General features: G+C 70.7%; 19 protein-coding genes. 8 read left to right on the top strand and 11 right to left on the bottom strand.

The features are described from left to right. Positions 1–2 precede the first annotated feature (2 nt). From RI138_RS29205 to RI138_RS29185, 5 genes are all read right to left on the bottom strand, one after another. Positions 3–860: an MlaE family ABC transporter permease gene (locus RI138_RS29205; protein ID WP_311122287.1), complete on the bottom strand. Its 858-nt coding sequence runs from the start codon at positions 858–860 to the stop codon at positions 3–5. Beyond that, positions 857–1,843, bottom strand: coding sequence for an ABC transporter ATP-binding protein (locus tag RI138_RS29200; RefSeq protein ID WP_096629385.1), 987 nt, complete (start codon positions 1,841–1,843; stop codon positions 857–859). The genes RI138_RS29205 and RI138_RS29200 overlap by 4 nt, the downstream gene beginning before the upstream one ends. Before the next feature lie 335 nt (positions 1,844–2,178). Next, positions 2,179–3,699 carry a DUF6801 domain-containing protein gene (locus RI138_RS29195; RefSeq protein ID WP_311122286.1) on the bottom strand — a complete coding sequence of 507 codons (1,521 nt, stop codon included), beginning with the start codon at positions 3,697–3,699 and terminating at the stop codon, positions 2,179–2,181. Between the two features lie 324 nt (positions 3,700–4,023). Further along, complete coding sequence (locus tag RI138_RS29190) at positions 4,024–4,680, bottom strand: hypothetical protein (RefSeq protein WP_311122285.1); 657 nt, start codon at positions 4,678–4,680, stop codon at positions 4,024–4,026. Between the two features lie 172 nt (positions 4,681–4,852). Next, positions 4,853–5,785 (bottom strand): hypothetical protein, encoded by a 933-nt coding sequence (locus RI138_RS29185; protein ID WP_311122284.1) that lies wholly within the window; start codon positions 5,783–5,785, stop codon positions 4,853–4,855. A 603-nt stretch (positions 5,786–6,388) separates the two neighbouring features. Here RI138_RS29185 and RI138_RS29180 point away from each other — a divergent pair. The 6 genes from RI138_RS29180 to RI138_RS29155 all read left to right on the top strand — a co-directional run bounded on the left by RI138_RS29180 (position 6,389) and on the right by RI138_RS29155 (position 11,709). Next, positions 6,389–7,603 (top strand): helix-turn-helix domain-containing protein, encoded by a 1,215-nt coding sequence (locus RI138_RS29180; protein ID WP_311122283.1) that lies wholly within the window; start codon positions 6,389–6,391, stop codon positions 7,601–7,603. Between the two features lie 201 nt (positions 7,604–7,804). Further along, complete coding sequence (locus RI138_RS29175; protein ID WP_311122282.1) at positions 7,805–8,068, top strand: hypothetical protein; 264 nt, start codon at positions 7,805–7,807, stop codon at positions 8,066–8,068. Between the two features lie 69 nt (positions 8,069–8,137). Continuing rightward, the gene (locus tag RI138_RS29170; protein WP_311122281.1) at positions 8,138–8,290 is read left to right on the top strand and encodes a hypothetical protein; all 153 of its coding nucleotides are present in this window, start codon (positions 8,138–8,140) and stop codon (positions 8,288–8,290) included. A gap of 164 nt (positions 8,291–8,454) precedes the next feature. After that, positions 8,455–8,622 (top strand): hypothetical protein, encoded by a 168-nt coding sequence (locus RI138_RS29165; RefSeq protein WP_311123081.1) that lies wholly within the window; start codon positions 8,455–8,457, stop codon positions 8,620–8,622. Positions 8,623–8,703: 81 nt separating this feature from the next. Then, entirely contained in the window at positions 8,704–9,558 is an 855-nt protein-coding gene (locus RI138_RS29160) for an ATP-grasp domain-containing protein (RefSeq protein ID WP_311122280.1), read from the top strand. 57 nt (positions 9,559–9,615) lie between these two features. Beyond that, positions 9,616–11,709 (top strand): MDR family MFS transporter, encoded by a 2,094-nt coding sequence (locus tag RI138_RS29155; protein WP_311122279.1) that lies wholly within the window; start codon positions 9,616–9,618, stop codon positions 11,707–11,709. A gap of 37 nt (positions 11,710–11,746) precedes the next feature. Here the strand turns inward: RI138_RS29155 and RI138_RS29150 are convergent, their stop codons facing one another. From RI138_RS29150 to RI138_RS29135, 4 genes are all read right to left on the bottom strand, one after another. After that, entirely contained in the window at positions 11,747–12,178 is a 432-nt protein-coding gene (locus tag RI138_RS29150; RefSeq protein WP_311122278.1) for a YchJ family protein, read from the bottom strand. Positions 12,179–12,254: 76 nt separating this feature from the next. After that, positions 12,255–13,064 carry an SAM-dependent methyltransferase gene (locus RI138_RS29145; RefSeq protein WP_096629371.1) on the bottom strand — a complete coding sequence of 270 codons (810 nt, stop codon included), beginning with the start codon at positions 13,062–13,064 and terminating at the stop codon, positions 12,255–12,257. Positions 13,065–13,214: 150 nt separating this feature from the next. Then, positions 13,215–13,451 (bottom strand): DUF397 domain-containing protein, encoded by a 237-nt coding sequence (locus RI138_RS29140; protein WP_030076228.1) that lies wholly within the window; start codon positions 13,449–13,451, stop codon positions 13,215–13,217. Then, a complete protein-coding gene (locus tag RI138_RS29135; protein ID WP_311122277.1) occupies positions 13,451–14,311 on the bottom strand; it encodes a helix-turn-helix domain-containing protein in 861 nt (286 codons plus the stop codon). Before RI138_RS29135 ends, RI138_RS29140 begins: the two co-directional genes overlap by 1 nt. 206 nt (positions 14,312–14,517) lie before the next feature. Between RI138_RS29135 and RI138_RS29130 the strand changes: the two genes are divergently transcribed. Then, positions 14,518–14,994 (top strand): ATP-binding protein, encoded by a 477-nt coding sequence (locus RI138_RS29130; protein WP_311122276.1) that lies wholly within the window; start codon positions 14,518–14,520, stop codon positions 14,992–14,994. Next, positions 14,988–15,428, top strand: coding sequence for a hypothetical protein (locus tag RI138_RS29125; RefSeq protein WP_311122275.1), 441 nt, complete (start codon positions 14,988–14,990; stop codon positions 15,426–15,428). The genes RI138_RS29130 and RI138_RS29125 overlap by 7 nt, the downstream gene beginning before the upstream one ends. 16 nt (positions 15,429–15,444) lie before the next feature. On the opposite strand, the gene RI138_RS29120 is transcribed toward RI138_RS29125, so the two are convergent. Both RI138_RS29120 and RI138_RS29115 read right to left on the bottom strand, forming a co-directional pair. After that, positions 15,445–16,791: a 6-phospho-beta-glucosidase gene (locus RI138_RS29120; RefSeq protein WP_311122274.1), complete on the bottom strand. Its 1,347-nt coding sequence runs from the start codon at positions 16,789–16,791 to the stop codon at positions 15,445–15,447. A 173-nt stretch (positions 16,792–16,964) separates the two neighbouring features. Next, positions 16,965–18,545: a cytochrome P450 gene (locus tag RI138_RS29115; protein WP_311122273.1), complete on the bottom strand. Its 1,581-nt coding sequence runs from the start codon at positions 18,543–18,545 to the stop codon at positions 16,965–16,967. Positions 18,546–18,638 lie beyond the last annotated feature (93 nt).

Below are 18,638 nucleotides of genomic sequence, written 5' to 3'. Positions count from 1 at the left end.
TCTCAGCTTCCCTTCGCGGGGACGATCTGGAGGTAGATCGCCGTGAGGACCATGTTCACGAAGAACAGCAGCATGAAGGTGATGACGACGGACTGGTTGACCGCGTCGCCGACGCCCTTGGGGCCGCCGCGCGGGTTGAGGCCGCGGTGGGCCGCGACGATGCCCGCGATGAAGCCGAAGACCAGGGCCTTGAACTCGCTGATGTAGAGGTCGGGCAGCTGGGCCAGGGCGGAAAAGCTCGCGAGGTACGCGCCCGGGGTGCCGTTCTGCATGATCACGTTGAAGAAGTAGCCGCCGAGCGTGCCGACGACGGAGATCAGCCCGTTGAGCAGGACGGCGACGAGCATGGTGGCCAGCACCCGGGGCACGACGAGGCGCTGGATGGGCGAGACGCCCATGACCTCCATCGCGTCGAGCTCCTCGCGGATCTTGCGGGAGCCGAGGTCGGCGCAGATCGCGGACCCGGCGGCCCCGGAGATGAGCAGTGCCACGATGATCGGGCTGGCCTGCTGGATCACGGCGAGGACGCTGGCGCCGCCGGTGAAGGACTGGGCGCCGAGCTGCTGGGTGAGCGAGCCGACCTGGAGGGCGATGACCGCGCCGAACGGGATGGAGACGAGGGCGGCGGGCAAGATCGTGACGCTGGCGACGAACCAGAACTGCTCGATGAACTCCCGCACTTGGAACGGTCTGCGGAAGATGGCCCGGCTCACCGCGACGGCGAGCGCGAACAGCTTGCCGGTCTCCCGGAGCGGGGCGAGCAGCCGGGACGGGCGACGCTGCTCGGGGGCCTTCCCGGAGGGGGACGGCGGGGGTCTCTCGGGCGGCTCGGGCGGCCGCACCGGCATCGGGGCGGTCACGCGCGCGCACCTCCCGCCGCCGGGGCGTAGCTGTTGAGGATCGCCGTACGGGCGGCCTCCGGCAGCTGGCCCATCATCGACATGACGCGCTCGCGGCGGCGCAGCGCCCCCTGGCGTACGGGCATCCCGGGCGAGGGTTCCAGCTGCGGGACGACGGTGCGGGGCCCGGTGGGCAGGACGACGGTGTCGTGCCGTCGCTCGGCGGCGAGGGTGGCGGCGTCCTTCTCCTCGGACATGCCGATGGGCCCTTCGCGGCGTCCGGCGAGGAACTGCGAGACGACCGGGGTGTCGCTGGTGAGCAGCACCTCGCGCGGCCCGAAGGTGACGAGGTCGCGGCAGAACAGCATGCCCATGTTGTCGGGGACGGTCGCCGCGATGTCGAGGTTGTGGGTGACGATGAGCATCGTGGCGTCGATCTGTGCGTTGAGGTCGATGAGGAGCTGCGAGAGGTAGGCGGTACGGACCGGGTCGAGGCCGGAGTCCGGTTCGTCGCAGAGGATGATCTGCGGGTCCAGAACCAGGGCGCGGGCAAGTCCCGCGCGCTTGCGCATACCGCCGGATATCTCGCCCGGCAGCTTTCCCTCGGCGCCGAGGAGTCCGACGATGTCGATGCGCTCCATGACGATGCGGCGGATCTCGGATTCCTTCTTGCGGGTGTGCTCGCGCAGCGGGAAGGCGATGTTGTCGAAGAGCGACATCGAACCGAAGAGCGCACCGTCCTGGAACATGAGGCCGAAGAGTTTCCGCGTCTCCATGACGTCGCGTTCCGGGCTGTTCACCATGTCGACGCCATTGATGAGGACGCGCCCCTGTTCGGGCTTCAGCAGCCCGATGACGGATTTCAGGAAGACGGTCTTTCCGGTGCCGGAGGGACCGAGCATGACGCTCACTTCACCGGCGGGCAGGGTGAGGCTGACGTCCTGCCAGATGTTCTGCTTGCCGAAGGACTTCGTCAGGCCCTCGACGACTACCTCGATTCCCATCGGGCCTCCCTCGAAAGTGGTGGTGAACGGGGTCGCCGCCGACGCTCCGGCACGGCGGGAAAGCGCTTCGTACCGGCACGCCAGGGACGCTACGGTCCGGTAACCAGGCCGCGCAATACTGGGTACGGATTTTCCTCGACGAGAATTGTCGGCCCGCTGCGACTTGTTACCGAGTGAGCAATTGCCGTATCAAACCTGTCGGTTGGTGAGGAACTTCTGCGCCGGACAACGGCTGCACGGGAGTAGGAAAATGGGCCCTTCCGGTCCCGTGGGAGCGCAAGGGCCCTTTTCCTGTTCGGGTTCGAGTTCGGGGCAGTGCGGGTGCGCCGTGCCGTCTACCGTTCGGGCTCCGGCACCCTCGGCGGGCAGTCCGGGCCCTCCGGGTTCGTCGCGACGCACAGGGGTGCCTGCGTCATCTTGGTGTAGTTGTCGGCCTTCCCGCCCACGCTGGAGATGGCCGCCGTGAAGACCGGGTCGAGGTCCTCGCCGACTCCGCACCCCTTGAACGGCGGAATGTGCGCGTACCCGGTCAGGCTTCCGCCGTACGCCACCAGATAGCCCGCTCGCGGATAGCTCTGGCCGTACCCCCGCAGCACCTGTTCGAAGGGCCGTTCCGTGCGGCAGTCGGGCCCGACGTCCAGCGGCACCCCGTTCACCTCGACGTCGGAGAGCCGCAGGGAGAGCTGGGCGGTGACCGTCGTCTCCTCGGGATAGGTCGGCGTGTTGGTGACCGTGTGGGTGTGGATCGCGGCCGGGGGGCCCACCTGTTCCAGCGTCATGGTCGCGGTCGTCGGCATGAATCCGAAGCTGAGGAACGTGGCCTTCGTCGGGGGGAGTTGGCGTCGTCCCTCGTAGTCGAAGTCCACCTCGGACGTGACGTCGACGGTGGAGGCGCAGGAGTCGTTGATGTAGCGCTTGTTCAGCACCACCTTCATGAACGCGGGCCCCAGCGCCGCGGCCCCGTCCAGCTTCGCGGCGTTGGCGTATCCGGCCGCGTACGTCTCGGCGGTGGTCATCACCCACTCGGGCGGGATCTCGATCGGACAGCTTCCGGGGTCCTCGTCGGCGACGGCTCCGCGCCGTTGCTCGGTGAGGACGTCGATCTTCTCCCGTGCGTCGGGCGGCAGTCCGCCGACCGGAGGGCTGGGTGCCGGGAGCGGGTCGGCGTCGCTCTCGCCGGGGGTCGGTGCCGGGGCGGTCGGGTCGGTGTCCCCGCGGACCGTGACCGTGGCCAGAACGGGCTCCTCGCCCGGTGCGGGTTCGCATACGACGTCGAGCCCCGGGGGCGAGGTCGGCTCGGCCCCGTCCCCGTCCGTGCCTCCGTCCGTGCCCCCGTCCGTGAACGAGGACAGTGACAGGGCGAGCGTGGCGGGCCTCAGGCTGGCGCGCCCGGCGGTGCCGAAGGAGACCGTCGGGACGTCACCGGTCGCGGTCAGGGTCACCCCGCCCTCGTCGGGGAGGGCGACCGGAGGCGCGGTCAGATCCTGCCAGGAGGCGTCGGCGGACCGGTCGCCGACGGTGTTGCGGACGGTGAGGCGGGCGACGGCCGACAGGGTGGTCGCCTCCAGGCCGGTGAACCGGGCGAGCGCGCTCCGCTCCAGATCCACTTCGACGGAGACCTGATCGGGGCGGATCTCCTCGCCGGTGCGGACCGAGGTCGGAAGCACCGCCGAGACGACGACAGCCACCTCCTCGGGCCCGGAGGGAAAGGCGCAGGCGTAGCGGAGGGCGGCCTGTGACGTCTGTTCGGCCGCCGCCGATTCGGCCCCCGGAATGAGCGCGGTGGCGACGAGGAGTGTCCCGCCGACGGCCCAGTGGATCGGTCGTCTCGACGCGGCGCGTACATCGACGGTCATACGGAGGTGTCCTTCCGGCGCGCGTGTGCCCTGGACGGGATGGCTGCGGAAAGCGGTTCCCCTGGCCGGCCGCTCGGCAACGGCGCTGGGGTCGGGCATCGGACCGATCGGTACGGTACGCACGCCGACGGCCGCGTGGGAAGTGCCGCGTTCGCGAACGGATCCGCGGCGCGCGGACTTTGGCAACCGATGACAATCCACCGTCGCGGCCTTGTCCGCAGGTGCGTGAAAAGCCCTCTTCGGCGCGGTCTGCGCGTACGGTGCCCGGCCGTCGCCAGACCGGCCGGGCACCGCGTTCAGCTGCGGATCGTCACCGGCGGCGGGTCAGCCGCTGATGACCGGGGACTGGCCCGAGGCCGTGTTCACGATGGTGTACAGGCCCGCGAAGCTGGCGGTGGTGCCGACGATTCCGCAGCCGCCGCCGACCTTGTTGGTGATGCTCAGGGTGAGTCCGCCGCCCGCCGTGTTCAGTGTGCCGTTGCTGCCGCCGGCGCTCGGGTTGTTGTACTTGGCGGCGACCTTGCCGGTGACGTCGAAGGCGCAGGGGCCGAGGATGCTGCTTCCGGTCACCTTCGCCTTGATCGCTCTGATCTCACCGGTCGTCTGGCCGGTGGAGTTGGTGCCCGCGCCCGCCGTGTAGTCCAGGCCCCAGATCTGCCAGGGGGGCGTGGTGGCCACCGTCCACGTCGAGCTGAACGGTCCGGTGCAGGGCGAGTTGAACGAGATCGCCGAGATGGACGCGAGCTGGGCCGGGCTACCGGCGACCGGGGAGGCCGGGGCCGAGCCCGAGGCTGCGGAGGTGGCGCACTGGATCTTGTTGCCGTTGTTGTCGGTCAGGACGGTCACACCGGCGCTGCCGGTGAAGTCGCCGGTCGGCGTGATCGTCCAGCTGGTCGGCGCGGCGACGGCCGAGGGGGCGGCCAGGACGACGGATGCCGCGGCGGCACCGATCGCGGTGAGGACACCGGTTCGCTTGAACATGGGGATACTCCCTTTTCTCGTCCCATTGGGGATGCGGCTGAGGATGACTGGAGTGGTGACCGGAGAAGGGCTTGCACGCACGTGGGGGGGGTTCTGGGGTAGGGCTCTGGGGGCTCTGGGACAGCTCTGGGAGAGGGTTCTCGGATCACCTCCTCGTATCGGGGTGCGCGGCCTACTGCCGTGCGGAGTGCCAGAATTCCGACAGCTTTCGGCCCTCGTGCGGCGCGAGGCCGGCGGGGTCGTAGGGGCTGCCGAAGTACGTCGAGGTGTCGTCGAGCGTCACGCTGTTCTTCCCGGCGGCGGACGGGAGACCGGTCTTGAGGTTCACCGCCCAGTCCAGGAGTCCCGCCCCGCAACCGCTTGCCCCCGGTACGGCGAAGGCGGCGTCGCCCTGGTCGGCACCGGCGAAGGTGTAGCGCCCCATTTCGCCCGCGTCGTCCCGGGTGCCGTCCGCCGCGAATCGCTGGAGCGAGATGCTCGGGGCGTTAAGGTTCTGCGGCTTCAGAAGCACCGGATCGGCAGTGGTCCCGATGTAGCACTTGTCACCCAGGAACGGATTCTTGAGGTGGATGCGGACCGGGATGGTGAGAATGGGCTCACCGGTGGAGAACGCGGCGCTCATATTGAAGTCGCGGGGCGCTCCGGCCGGTTCGATGGTGGCCGTCACGCGATTGAGATCGTTGTCCGTGAGCTGACGGCAGATCACGGATACGAGGGGAATTCCGCTGGGGCACATCAGCCCGAGCAGTCCGCCCGGAATCTCGGCCGGATCGGCGGTGAGCGCCCCTTCCGGCGGGGCCACCAGTGAGGTGGTGCCGTCGCTGCGCTGGATGACGCCGAGCTGCAGATCGGTGGTACCGGTGGTCACATGGCTCTTGCCCAGCGTGATCGATCCCGTGACGGAACCGGAGGCGATACAGGTGGCGATGGCGTCGATGCCGTCCGCGGCCAGCATGGCGGGCGCGTCGACCGGGCAGCGGTCGAAGGGCGCCCAGTCCCCGTTGAGCTGCGTGGCCGCGGTGGCCGAGCCGGTGGAGAGCAGAGCGCTCAAGGCCGTGAATGCCGCGAGCGCTCCTGTGCGGGTTCGCCTGGAAACGGGTCTCATGTGGTCCCCTCTGTCGGCCGCCGTGGTGCGGCCTCGTACACGAAGTTGACCGGCCTCGGATCGAACCGGCAGCGGAGGAACGGGGCGTCAAATTTCGGGCAGATTTCGTGACCGAATTGACCGAGGTGTGATGTTACTCGCGGGAAACAGGGCGACACAATCCGTCTCACTAAGATCTTTTGCACGACGCTATTTTTGATGCGGAAATGAGTAACAGACCTTCATCCCCTTATCAAGGAATGCGCATCGCAGGGCGGGGAAATACGGCTCCGGCCGGCGGGACCCGTACACCGCGCGTACGCCGGGCCCCGGACGTCGGCGCCCGGGAGGCCGCTCGCGCCGAACCCCGGCAGAGCGCAGGCGAATCAGCCAGGCGGCCGAAATCCGGCGCCCGATAGCACGCGGTACGGCCGACCTGCACCGAAGTCCCACACTGCGGCCGAGATGTGTGCCCCCTGCACTTCGATCTTGTCCAAGTGGTGTGCAGCCCCAGTTCCTTGGTCTATCTTCGTCGCGGACTTGGTACGCACCTGTCGGTTCGTGGGAGCGCTTTCCCCCACCGTCTCACCCCACCACCGGGCGCCGAGAGAAAGGGGACTTGACATGCCACATCTCATCCAGCCGCTGGATACCGGAGACCCGCTGGGACCACTCCCGCAGGAATTCGCCGCGATCATGCGACCCGAACTGCCCAGCCTCATCAAGGAAATCGGCGTCGAGGTGACCCGGGCCTATCCGGAATACGCCCGGCTGCTCGACGGACCGAACGGCCAGGCCATCCGGGTGGGTGTGGAGCAGAGCCTGTCCTCCTTCGTCGACCTGGTCGCCGAACCCTCCTCCCCCACCACGCTCCGGGACGACATGTGCCGCCGCTTCGGGCGGTTCGAGGCGTACGAGGGCCGGACCATGGACACCCTCCAGGGGGCGTACCGGCTGGGCGCGCGGGTGGCGCTGCGGCGGGCCAAGAAGGTCGGGCAGAGCTACCACCTGTCGCCCAGTCTGATGCTGAGCTTCGCCGACGCGCTCTTCGCCTACGTCGACGAACTGGAGGCGCTTTCCCGGGAAGGCTTCCTGGAGGTGCAGTCCCAGTCGGGCGAGCACAGCGAGGCGCTGCGCCGCCGCCTCCTCCACCTGATCCTCGCCGGGCGCCCGGCCCCCCACAGCGCCATCGCCGACCTGTGCGAGCAGACCGGCTGGACGCTCCCCGACGAGGTCACCCTGATCGCCGTCCGCGCCCCGGCGGAGCTGGACCGGCTGAGCGCGGACCGTGATGTCCTCGTCGATCTCAGCGCCCCGCAGCCGCACTTACTGATTCCGGGGGCGCTGGACGAGTCCCGAAGATCCATGCTGGAGCAGGCCCTTCCGGCGTCCCGCGCGGCGGTCGGACTGACCGTTCCCACCGTGCTGGCCTGCGAGTCGGTCCGGTGGGCCCGCAGGGTACTGGAGCTCGTCGACTCCGGGGTGATCGACGACGCTCCGCTGATCCACTGCGAGGACCACCTCATCACCCTGTGGCTGCTCTCCGATCCCGCCCTGCTCGACCAGCTCGCCCAGCGGGAGCTGGCCGCCGTTGCGGGGATCAGCGCGGGCCGTCGCGAGCGGCTGGTCGAGACGCTGCGGATCTGGCTCGACACCCGGGGGACGGCGGCGCAGATGGGTGCGCTGCTCGATGTCCACCCGCAGACGGTGCGCTACCGCATGCGCAATCTGGAGTCCATCTTCGGTGACCAACTCGTCGATCCGGAGAGCCGCTTCGCCACCGAGGCGGTGCTGCGCGCGCTGCGGCTGCGCTCTCGCACCGACGGCACATCCCCCTGATCCGGATCACGTCCGCCGCGGCGGGTCAACTTACCCGCGCGTAAGGGGAAATAGACGGTCAGTCCCAAACGGTTGCGACACGGAGACGTATCCGACGAGAAACCCGGAACCGCGTCCCGTACACAAGGAGGAGCCTGCCGCTCATCCGGCGGCGGGTCCCGTGCACCGCCTCCTGGCCGACCATCCGAGAGGGAACGCTTCATGACCGCCTCGCACCTCCTCGTCCCCGTGCCGATCCCGGACCGGGTCGCCGCGCTGATCGGTTCGTGCATTCCGCCGCACATCCTCCAGGCGGAGTTCGACGCGGACCGCGCGGCCCGCGAGGTCCGCCGCTTCCGAGGTCCGCTGCTCGGCGTCGAGGACCAGGCCGACCGCGAGCAGGCCCTGGCGGACCTGGCCCGCGCCAACAAGGTGCTGGCCGCACATCACCCCCGGCTGCCGGTGCTGCCGGGCTCCCCCTTCTGACCGGCTCGCCCTCGCATGTGACGAGGCGTCCAGACCGGCCGCACGCACGGTTCGTGACGGTCCGCACATGTGATTCTCATCGCCCCGGACGCGTACGGACCGGCCGGGGCGAAGGAGTGGGCGGCGGCTTCCGGCAGCCCGGCCGGGGGCGCCGCCGATCGGGTCGACCAGCACGTACCGGCGCGGCGATTCCATGCTCCCCCGGCCCCCGACGTGCGGTGACGGCCGCCTGCCCGGCGGGGCCAGGCCGATGCGTGACGACGGCGTGAAGCCTCCTCACGACACGGCCCGGCGGGAGCGTCGGGCTTCGCCGGGCGGGGCGTTCGGGGTGTGCCGCCCGCGATGACGCGGACATCACCCCGCCGCCGTAGCGCTAGCCTCTTCACATGACCTCCACTGCGACCGAGCTGGACCCTACCCGTCCGATGGTTGTCCTGAACGCGGAGATCCGTGCCCTGGTGGCGGACGGCGCCATGGTGTCGCCGGAGGGCCGCCGGGAGTACGAGCGGCTGCTGGTCGAGTGGGTGGCGGCGGTCCGGGGCGGAGCCCGCTGACCCTGCGGCCGGGCCGACCGGGCCGGCCGGGCCATCGGGGATAGTGACGGCACGTACACGTCCCCGCTTCCGGGAGATCCCATGACCGCCGCCTCCCCCGCAGGCTCCCGCCGCCCCTCTCTGCTCCTCGTCACCGATCTCGCGTACGAGGCACGGGGGCGGCGCTACTGCGACGAGGACATCTTCCTGGCCTCCCGGCTGCGCGGGGCGTTCGACGTGGCCCTGTGCCATCCCCGGGACGCGGCCGCGCTGCTGGAACGTTTCGACATCGCCCTCGTACGCAACAGCGGGCCCGTGCTGCACTATCAGGAGGCGTACGACGCGTTCCGTGCGCGGGCCCTGGAGCTGCGCGTGCCGGTCTACAACCCGCTGGGCGGTCGCGGCGACATGGCGGGCAAGGAGTACCTGGTGGAGCTGAGCCGGGCCGGGTTCCCGGTGATTCCCACGGTGGACCGGGAGGCGGATCTGGCGTCGCTGCCGGAGGTCACGGAGTACGTGGTCAAGCCGAAGCTGGGCGCGGACTCGGTCGGGCTGCGGTTCGTCCCGGGGGACGCGGCCGGCGCCGAGCTGGCGGGGGCGGCCGAGGGCTCCCTCCTCGTCCAGCCGAGGATCGCCTTCCGCTACGAGGTGTCCTTCTACTTCGTCGACCACGACTTCCAGTACGCGCTGTACGCGCCGGACCCGGAGCGGCGATGGGTGCTGGAGCCGTACGCGGCGAGTGCCGAGGATCTCGCGTTCGCCCGGCGCTTCATCGGCTGGAACGCCCTCACGCACGGCATCCAGCGGGTCGATGCCTGCCGTACGGCGGAGGGTGCTCTGCTCCTCGTGGAACTGGAGGACCTGAATCCGTATCTGTCGCTCGACCGCGTGGGCGAGGTCGTCCGGGAGGCGTTCGTGGCGCGGCTGACGGAGTCGGTCCTCTCGCTGACCGGCTGACCCCCGTCCGGACTGTCCCCGCATGCGGGCGCCGGGGGCCGGTGTGAGGGTGCAGACGTGACCACTGCCAGCGAGCAAGCCCCCGCCGCGCAGAGTGCCGCCGCGCCGCCGCCCGTCCTCGACCGGCGGCGCCGGAACATCATCTTCACCACGATCGTGCTCGGCATGCTGCTGGCGGCCCTGGACCAGACGATCGTCGGCACGGCCCTTCCCACGATCGTCTCGGAGCTGGGCGGCGCCGAGCACATGTCGTGGGTGGTCACGGCGTATCTGCTGGCGGAGACGGTGGCGACCGTGCTGGTCGGCAAGTTCGGCGACCTGTTCGGGCGGAAGCTGATCTTCCAGATCTCCGCGATCATCTTCATCACCGGATCGTTCCTGTGCGGTCTCGCCTCGGACATGCTGCTGCTGATCATCTGGCGCGGTATGCAGGGCGTCGGCGCGGGCGGGCTCATGGTCACGTCGATGGCGCTGATCGCGGATGTGATCCCGCTGCGCGAACGGGGCAAGTACCAGGGTGCGATCGGTGCGGTCTTCGGCATCTCGACGGTGATCGGACCGCTGCTCGGCGGGCTGTTCACCGACCATCTGACCTGGCGGTGGGCGTTCTACGTCAACGTACCCATCGCCATCGTGGTGGTGATCGCGGCCGCCCGGAACATTCCGTCGCTGAAGGCGGCGGGACGGCCGGTCATCGACTACGCCGGTATCGCGCTGGTCGCCGTCGGGGCGAGCGCGCTGATCCTGGCGACGAGCTGGGGCGGCAACGAGTACGCCTGGGGCTCGTCCGTCATCATCGGCCTCTTCATCGGCGGGCTGATCGCCCTGACCCTCTTCTGCCTGGTGGAGCGGCGGGCCAGGGAACCGATGCTGCCGATGCGGCTGTTCCGGAACCCGGTGTTCACGGTCTGCTCGATCCTCAGCTTCATCGTGGGCTTCGCGATGCTCGGCTCGATGATCTTCCTGCCGACCTACCTCCAGTACGTGGACGGGGACTCGGCGACGCTCTCGGGCGTGCGGACCCTGCCGCTGGTCGTCGGTCTGCTGGTCGCCTCGATCTTCAGTGGCAATGTGGTGAGCAAGACCGGCCGCTACCGCCTCTTCCCCATCGTCGGCACGCTGGTCATGGCGGCCGGGCTGTTCCTCCTCTCGCGGATGGGGCCGGAGAGCGGGGTGTGGCTGGAGTCGCTGTACATGGTGATCCTGGGACTCGGCATCGGGCTGGCCATGCAGGTGCTGACGATCGCCGTGCAGAACACCGTCGACTACGCGGACCTGGGTACGGCGACCTCGGGCGTGACGTTCTTCCGTACGCTCGGCAGCGCCTTCGGCACGGCGGTGTTCGGCACGATCTACGTCAACGCGCTCAAGCCCAATCTCGCCGACGGGGTCGCGCAGGCAGCCGCGGCGGGTGGCGACCCGGCGGCGCTGATCGGCGCCTCGCAGAGCCCCCAGGCGCTGCACGCGCTGCCCGCCGCCCAGGCGGAGCCGCTGGCGCAGGCGTACGCGCAGACGCTGCACACGGTGTTCCTGTGGACGGTCCCCGTGGCGCTGATCGGCTTTGTCGTCGCGCTGTTCCTCAAGGAGGTGAAGCTGCGGGACTCGGCGCGGCTCTCCTCGACGGACATGGGCGAGGGCTTCGCCCAGCCCGGCAGCGGCGACTCGGAGATGCTTCTTGAGATCTCGGTGGCCAAGATCCTGCACGGCGCCGCTCCGGAGACGGCGCGCCGGATCGTCGCTGAATCCGACACCCGCCTCGACATGGCGGGCGCCTGGGCGGTGATGCAGGTGGACCTGTTCACCCGGATGGTGGGCCACGCGGGCCTCGGGCTGATCGCGGCCCGGCACCGCATCCCGCCGGAGGTCCTGGTGCCCGTCTTCGACCGGATGATCGAGGAGGGCTATCTGACGGGGGACGGGCGGCTCTTCTCGCACACGGCGGCGGGCCGACGCGAGGCGGCGGTGATCTCCGACGCCTGGGGCCGCTGGCTCAACGAGCGCCTGGCGGAGGACGGCGCCCGCCCGGACGACCGTCAGCTCCGGGCCACCGTGGACATGATCGCCAAGCGCCTGCTGGCGGAGGACCTGGCCCAGGAGCTGTCCCCGGCGCCGAACCCCGGCGGCTCGACGCGGGTGGGGGCCCCGGCCTGAGACTGCCGGGTGGACCGGGCCGACCGCGCGGGCCGAATCAGTCGACGAAGACCGCCGTCGCGTAGACCCAGGCGCCCTCGTGGCGGGTGAAGCGGCTCTTCTCGTGGAGGGAGTCGGGGCGACCGTCGTCGGTGTAGTGGGCGCGGAAGGTGACCGTCCCGGTGGTGTGGAAGGCGCTGCCCTCGGCGGTGTCCAGGATCTCCAGCCCCGTCCAGCGCAGCGCGGGGTCGAAGTCCACGGCGGGCGGCCGGGTCTCCGGGTGCCAGGTGCGCAGCAGGTACGCCGCGTCCTGGACGACGAAGGCCGCGTACCGGGAGCGCATCAGGGCCTCGCAGGTCGGAGCGGCGGCGGTGCCGGAGTGGAAGCGGCCGCAGCAGTCCCCGTACGTCGCGGGCAGGCCGCAGGGGCAGGGGGCCGCGGGCGTGATCCGCGGGGTGGCGGCCCGGGGCCGGGAGGTGCGTCGTGACATGGGTCCATTGTGACGCGGGCGCCCGTGACACGCTCCGCCCCGCCCCGCGTACGTCGCGCGGGGCGGGGCGGAGCACTCAGACCTTGCGCGCTACGCCCGCGTAGCCCGGGATCGGGTCGTCGCCGAGGACGTCGATGACCTCGCCCAGCTCGGGGTGCCAGTCGGCGGAGAGCGAGACTCCGGGCTCGACCAGTTCGAGGCCGTCGAAGAACGCGGTGAGCTCGGCGCGCGAACGGGGGCGCAGGGTCATCCCGCGCTCCTTGTACATGGCGCGTGCCTGCGCCGCGCCCTCCGGGTTGAAGTCACCGGTGGTGTGCGAGAGCACCAGATAGCTGCCGGAGGGAAGCTGCTCGACGAGCTTGTCGACCAGGTCGCCCGCGCCGTCCTCGTCGTCGATGAAGTGCAGCAGGGCCAGCAGGGACAGGGCGATCGGCTGGTCGAAGTCCAGGATCCTGCCCGCCTCGGCCAGGATGCTCTCGGGCTTGCGGGCATCGGCCTGGATGTACTCGGTGGCGCCCTCGGGGGTGGAGCGCAGCAGGGCCGCCGCGTGGGCGAGGACGATCGGGTCGTTGTCGCAGTAGACGATGCGGGCGTCGGGGGCGGTCCGCTGGGCGATCTGGTGGAGATTCGGTTCGGTGGGTATGCCCGTGCCGATGTCCAGGAACTGGCGCACCCCGTTCTCGGCGAGCCAGCGGGTGGCCCGGTGCATGAACGCCCGGTTCACCCGCGCCATGTCGCGGCCGCGCGCGTCCAGCTTGAGGAGCTGGCGCGCCATGTCCTCGTCGACCGGGTAATTGTCCTTGCCGCCGAGGAACCAGTCGTACATCCGGGCCGGATGCGGCTTGCTGGTGTCGATCTCGATGGAGTGGGGTTCTTGCCCGGCCATGGCTCGCTCCGTGGGTTGGGGGGTCCGTACGTCGACGATCAGGAAGATCAGAAGGATCGGGAGGGCTGACGAACAACTCTGCTGGGTCGTGCCCAAGTGCCCTGTCAGGCCGGGTCCTTCGGGGCCCGGACAGGATATGCGGCGAGGGCCTCAGGTGAGAAGGAAATCCGCCTGGCCCGCCTTGGCGCCCTGGATGAACGCGGCGATCTCGCCGTTGGAGTAGATGAGGGCTGGGCCGTCCGGGTCGGCGGACTGACGCACCGCGACCCGGCCGTCCGCCAGCTTCATGGCCTCGACGCAGTTGCCGCCGTTGCCGCCGCTCCACGGCTTGTACCAGCCTTCGGAGCCGAGATCACCGGCCGGCATGCCGTTGTATATCTGGTTCATCACAGCTCCTTGCGGAAGTCCCGGAGGATTTCCTTCGTGCGTTGTGCGGTTGCGGCCTGCGCCGCCATGCGGTCCATGACCTCCAGGTAGGAGGCCACCTCGGGACGGGCGTCGAAGTAGACCGCCCCGGTCAGGTACTCGCTGTAGACCATGTCGGGGAGTTCGGGCACGGCGAACCGGAAGAGGACGAACGGCCCGTACGTCCCAGGGTGATGGCCGGTCGCGAACTCCGCGATCTGCAAGGTGACATGGGGCAGCTCGGTGGCTTCGAGCAGCTTGTCGGCCTGTCCGCGCATCGCCTCGGGGCTGCCGACGGGACGCCGCAGGACGGTCTCGTCCATGATCACCCACAACTTGGGCGCCTCGTCCTTGACCAGCAGGGACTGCCGTTCCATGCGCAGCGCCACATGGCGCTCGATGTCCTCGGGTCTGGTCTGGCCGACCGCCCCGGTGCGCATCACGGAGCGCGCGTAGTCCTCGGTCTGGAGCAGTCCGGGGACGAAGTGCGGCTCGTACATGCGCAGCAGGCTCGCGGCGCCCTCCAGGCTGACGTACATGCTGAACCAGTCGGGCAGGACGTCGTGGAAGCGTTGCCACCAGCCGGGCTTGTTCGCCTCCTCGGCCAGCTCGACGAAGGCCTCGGCCTCGGGGTCGGCGACACCGTACGCCTTCAGCAGCAGCTGGACGTAGGGGATCTTCAGCCCGACCTCGGCCGTCTCCATCCGGCGTATCGTCGCGGGGGCGACACGCAGCACCTTCGCCGCCTGATCACGGGTCAGGCCGACGCGCTCGCGCAGATCTTGCAGGCGCTTGCCGAGAACGACCTGGCCCACGGTCGGGGCGGACCGCGGTTCGCTCACTTCAGACCTCCCCATGCGCTGTTTTGCGAGCAGTGTGCCACGCGTGCGCCCCCAACGACACAGTCACTCTGAAAAATTCAGAGTGCCCCTTGCCAAGTGTCTGCGTCAGGGGGAGAGTTGACTTCCGAACCAGTTCGCTCGGTCATGCCCGCTCCCGCATCCGGGGGAACGAAGCGTGACGCAGCCCCCACTGTGAGGAATCGGTCGTGGCACCTGGCAGTGCGCTCATCCCCCGGCTCATGGACCTCAGTCCCGGGACGGAGGCGCTCCGTTACTGCTTCGCGCTGCCCGCGCACCCCGGGTCGGTGGCCGGGGCCCGGCAGCTGGCACGGGCCCGGCTGGACGCCTGGAAGCTGACCGGCGACGCCTACGACGCGGCCGTTCTCATCGTCTCCGAGCTGGTCACCAACGCGGTCGTGCACACGACGAGCGCCCGGGTGGTGTGCGAGCTGCGCTGCCTCGGCAGACGGCTGCGGATAGCCGTGCAGGACCAGGGACACCGGCTCGACGGTCCCCGGCTGCGCCGCTCCTCCGACGACGAGCACGGCCGCGGTCTGCTCCTCGTCGACGCGATGAGCAGTTCCTGGGGGTCGCACGACGCCGGGGACTCCTCCGGTCGCATCGTGTGGGCGGAGCTGCCGCACAGCACGGAACGACCGTGCGGCACGGAGCGGCCATGCTGAGGAACGCGCTGTCCCGGCTGCGCGGTACGCACCGGGACCGGGCGGCTCCCGAGGAGACCCGCGCCGGGCATGTACGGCTGGCGCTGCCCGCCTCGATGTCGGCCAGCCTGGGCTGCGACGCGGTGGGCGTTCCCGCGCGGCACGGCTTCCGCCTGATGTCGCATCTGCCGCGCACCGGCTGCGTCTTCGCGGACGCCGACCGCTGGTGGTGGATCGTCCCGGCGGGCTCGGACCTGGACCTGGACTGGCCCGAGCAGGTGGCCTACGCGCGGGGCGCCGATGTCCCCGCCGGGCGGCCCCGGCTGATCCACTCGCCGGACGCGCTCACCCCGTACACCCCGCCGATCCCGCTCTTCCTGATGGTCTGCCAGGTGACCGGGGTGGCTCCGAGCTGGACCGCCGCCACCGCGCCCACGGCTGTCTCCGCGCCCTGAGCAGCCAGGACACGGGCTAGATCCCGTCGAAGCGGGCGAGCTCCGGATGGACCTCGGTGTACCGCTCGACCAACCGCCGGGCCGCCGCGACGGAGTCGACGAGCGGATGCAGGGCGAAGGCCCGTACGGCCGCCGCGCGGGAGCCGCTCTCCGCCGCCTCCAGGACCGCGCGTTCCACGGCCTTCACCGCGGTGACGAGCCCGACGGCGTGGTACGGGAGCGGCGTCACGGCCACCGGGTGGGCCCCGTTGGCGTCGACGAGGCAGGGCACCTCGACGACCGCTTCGGCGTCCAGCGCCGCGAGCGTGGTGCGGTTGCGCACGTTGAGGATCAGCGAAGTACGCTCATTGCGGGCGACGGCCCGCATCAGGGCGAGCGCGACCTGTTCGTAGCCGCCGGACTCCAGGTCGCTCTCCTCCCGCTCCCCCGCCCCGGCCACCTCGCGGTTCTCCGCCATGTAGGTGGCCTCGCGTTCGGCACGGGTGCGCTCCCACGTGACCAGGGCCGGGGTGCCGGGCTCCCGCATCCGGGCGTAGAAGCCCTCCTGCTGGTCGCGGAGGAACGCGCCCCGGGTCTGTTCGGCCTCCTGGTAGGCGCGGACGGCTTCGCGGTTGAAGTAGTAGTAGTGCAGGTACTCGTTGGGGATCGCGCCCAGGGACCGGAGCAGGTCGGCGCCGAAGAGCCGCCCCTCCTCGAAGGATTCGAGCAGCGCGGGGTCGGTGAGCAGCCGGGGCAGTTCGTCCCGCCCATCCACGTACAGGCCCTGCACCCAGCCGAGGTGGTTGAGGCCCGCGTAGTCGATCCAGGCGCGCTCCGGGTCGGCTCCCAGGGTGCGGGCGATGCGCCGCCCGAGCCCGACCGGTGAGTCGCAGATTCCGATGACACGGTCGCCCAGATGCCGGGACATGGCTTCGGTGACGAGGCCCGCCGGGTTGGTGAAGTTGATGACCCAGGCGTGCGGGGCGAGGCGGGCGATGCGCCGGGCGAGGTCGAGGGCGACGGGGACGGTGCGCAGCCCGTACGCGATGCCTCCGGCGCCGACGGTCTCCTGGCCGAGCACCCCCTCCTCCAGGGCCACCCGTTCGTCAGCGGCGCGCCCCGCGAGGCCGCCGACCCGGATAGCGGAGAAGACGAAGTCGGCACCGCGCAGGGCTTCGTCCAACTCCGTGGTGGCGACGACGGCAGGGGCGTCCGCGATGCCGCGCGCCTGTTCCTCCAGAACGCGGGCGACGGCGGTGAGCCGGTCGGCGTCGGTGTCGTACAGCGTCACGCGGGAGACACGGCCCTCGGCGTGATCGCCGAGGAGGGCCCCGTACACGAGAGGCACCCGGAATCCGCCACCGCCAAGAATCGTCAGCTTCACGCTGCTCGATGGTACGGGGAGGCCCGGCGCTGCGGCACCGCCACGCCCGCCCGCGGCGCAGGACAGCGGCGGCCCTGGACCAAGGGCGTGGTGTGGTCCGGGGCCGCCGCTGCCGGAAGCGGCCACACGCAGTCAGGTTCGGTCAGATGCCGTCAGAGTCGGTCAACGGCGGGTCAGTAGCCGTTCCACCAGCGGGAGACCGCCTGCCAGAGCCGCGCGGGCGCGGCGGGGCGGCGCTGGCCCGGGACGGTCGCCACGGGGGCGGGGGCACCGGCGGCCGGGGCCGGCGCGCCGACGGGCGGCGCGGCGGGGGCGGGCTGCGGGGCGGTGCCCGGGGCGTGGGCGGGCTGCACGCCCGCCGCGGGCAGCGGCTCGGGGACGGGCGGGGGCGGGGAGGAGATCTGCCAGGCGTCGGCCGGGCGGGCGGTGCGGGCCATCACCGAGAGCGGGTCGGCGTCCAGCTTCTGCTGGGGGCTGGGGGCGAACTTCACCGGCAGCTCGACCAGGTGGCGCGACATGATGTTGCCGACCCAGCGCAGTTCGCTCTCCTCGACGCCGAGCTCCAGGTCGGGCAGACGCATCAGGAGGGCGTCGACTCCGACGTCGGCGATGGCACGGCCGATGTCCTGGCCGGGGCACTCGTGGGGGCCGCCGCTGAAGGCGAGGTGGGCTCGGTTGCCGCCCATGTCGGCGCCCAGGTCCGGGCGGACGGTGGGGTCGGTGTTGGCGGGGGCGATGCCGACGAGCAGGGCGTCGCCCGCCTTGATCTGCTGGCCGCCCAGCTCGGTGTCGCCGACCGCCCAGCGGCCGAAGACCGCGGTGAAGGGCGGCTCGTCCCAGAGGGTCTGCTCCACCGCCTCCGGCACGGTCATGTGGCCGCCGCTGAGCCGGGCTCGGAAGCGCGGGTCGGTCAGGACCATGCGCAGCACGTTGGCGATGAGGTTGGCGGTGGACTCGTACGCGGCGATGAGGATGAGGCGCAGGTGCTCGACGACCTCGATGTCGGTCATCGTCGCGGGGTGCTCGACGAGCCAGGTGGCCAGGTCCGGTGCGGGCTCGGCGCGGCGGTTCTCCACCAGGCGGGTCAGCACGGACACGATGTGGGCGTTGCTGGCCACGGCGGTCTCGGTGCCGCGGGTCATGTCGCGGGCGGCCTGGACGAGGCGCTCGTCGTACTCCTCGGGCATGCCGAAGATCGCGCACATCACCATCATCGGCAGGTGCTCCGCGAACTGGCCGACCAGGTCGGCGGTGCCCTTCTCGCAGAAGTCGTTGACCAGGCGGTTACTGAAGCGGTTGATGTGGCGGCGCACGCCACGGGTGTCGATGCGCTCCATGCTGTCGGTGACCGCGCCGCGCTGGCGTTCGTGCGTGGCGCCGTCGGCGAACACGCAGACGGGCTGCCAGGTGAAGATCGGGGCCAGCGGGTGGTCCGGGGCGACACTGCCGTCCTGGAGGGCGCGCCAGCGCCGCGAGTCCCGCGAGAACTGGGACGGCGTACGGGTGAGGTGGAGGTTCTCGCTGTGGCCCAGGACGAGCCAGGCGGGGACGTCGCCGTGCAGCAGGACCGGGGCGACCGTGCCGTGTTCGGCGCGGAGTTTGTCGTAGAGGCCCGCGGGGTTGTTCTCCGCCTCGGGGCCGTAGAGGCGGCGCAGTCCGCCGGGACCGATGTCGCCGGGGCCGCTGCCGAGGTTGTGGGCCGGGCACTGGGGCGGCGGCACGGCACCGGGTTCGTGGTGGAAGGGGGTTGTCACTGTGGCTCCAGGGATCAGGACGGCCGAGGATCGAGCACGGGCGGGCAAGGGGCGTGTACGGGTACTGCATGGGTGCGGCAGAGGTGCTGCACC

The sequence above is a fragment of the Streptomyces durocortorensis genome (genome assembly GCF_031760065.1).
GTDB lineage: Bacteria > Actinomycetota > Actinomycetes > Streptomycetales > Streptomycetaceae > Streptomyces.
This window is presented reverse-complemented; position numbering and strand designations above follow the sequence as displayed.

Excerpts from the sequence above, each read along its gene's own strand:
- RI138_RS29200 (WP_096629385.1), bottom strand. The coding sequence starts at position 1,843 with ATGGGAATCGAGGTAGTCGTCGAGGGCCTGACGAAGTCCTTCGGCAAG.
- RI138_RS29185 (WP_311122284.1), bottom strand. The coding sequence starts at position 5,785 with ATGAGACCCGTTTCCAGGCGAACCCGCACAGGAGCGCTCGCGGCATTC.
- RI138_RS29190 (WP_311122285.1), bottom strand. The coding sequence starts at position 4,680 with ATGTTCAAGCGAACCGGTGTCCTCACCGCGATCGGTGCCGCCGCGGCA.
- RI138_RS29160 (WP_311122280.1), top strand. The coding sequence starts at position 8,704 with ATGACCGCCGCCTCCCCCGCAGGCTCCCGCCGCCCCTCTCTGCTCCTC.
- RI138_RS29165 (WP_311123081.1), top strand. The coding sequence starts at position 8,455 with ATGACCTCCACTGCGACCGAGCTGGACCCTACCCGTCCGATGGTTGTC.
- RI138_RS29125 (WP_311122275.1), top strand. The coding sequence starts at position 14,988 with ATGCTGAGGAACGCGCTGTCCCGGCTGCGCGGTACGCACCGGGACCGG.
- RI138_RS29145 (WP_096629371.1), bottom strand. The coding sequence starts at position 13,064 with ATGGCCGGGCAAGAACCCCACTCCATCGAGATCGACACCAGCAAGCCG.
- RI138_RS29150 (WP_311122278.1), bottom strand. The coding sequence starts at position 12,178 with ATGTCACGACGCACCTCCCGGCCCCGGGCCGCCACCCCGCGGATCACG.
- RI138_RS29140 (WP_030076228.1), bottom strand. The coding sequence starts at position 13,451 with ATGAACCAGATATACAACGGCATGCCGGCCGGTGATCTCGGCTCCGAA.
- RI138_RS29180 (WP_311122283.1), top strand. The coding sequence starts at position 6,389 with ATGCCACATCTCATCCAGCCGCTGGATACCGGAGACCCGCTGGGACCA.
- RI138_RS29195 (WP_311122286.1), bottom strand. The coding sequence starts at position 3,699 with ATGACCGTCGATGTACGCGCCGCGTCGAGACGACCGATCCACTGGGCC.
- RI138_RS29175 (WP_311122282.1), top strand. The coding sequence starts at position 7,805 with ATGACCGCCTCGCACCTCCTCGTCCCCGTGCCGATCCCGGACCGGGTC.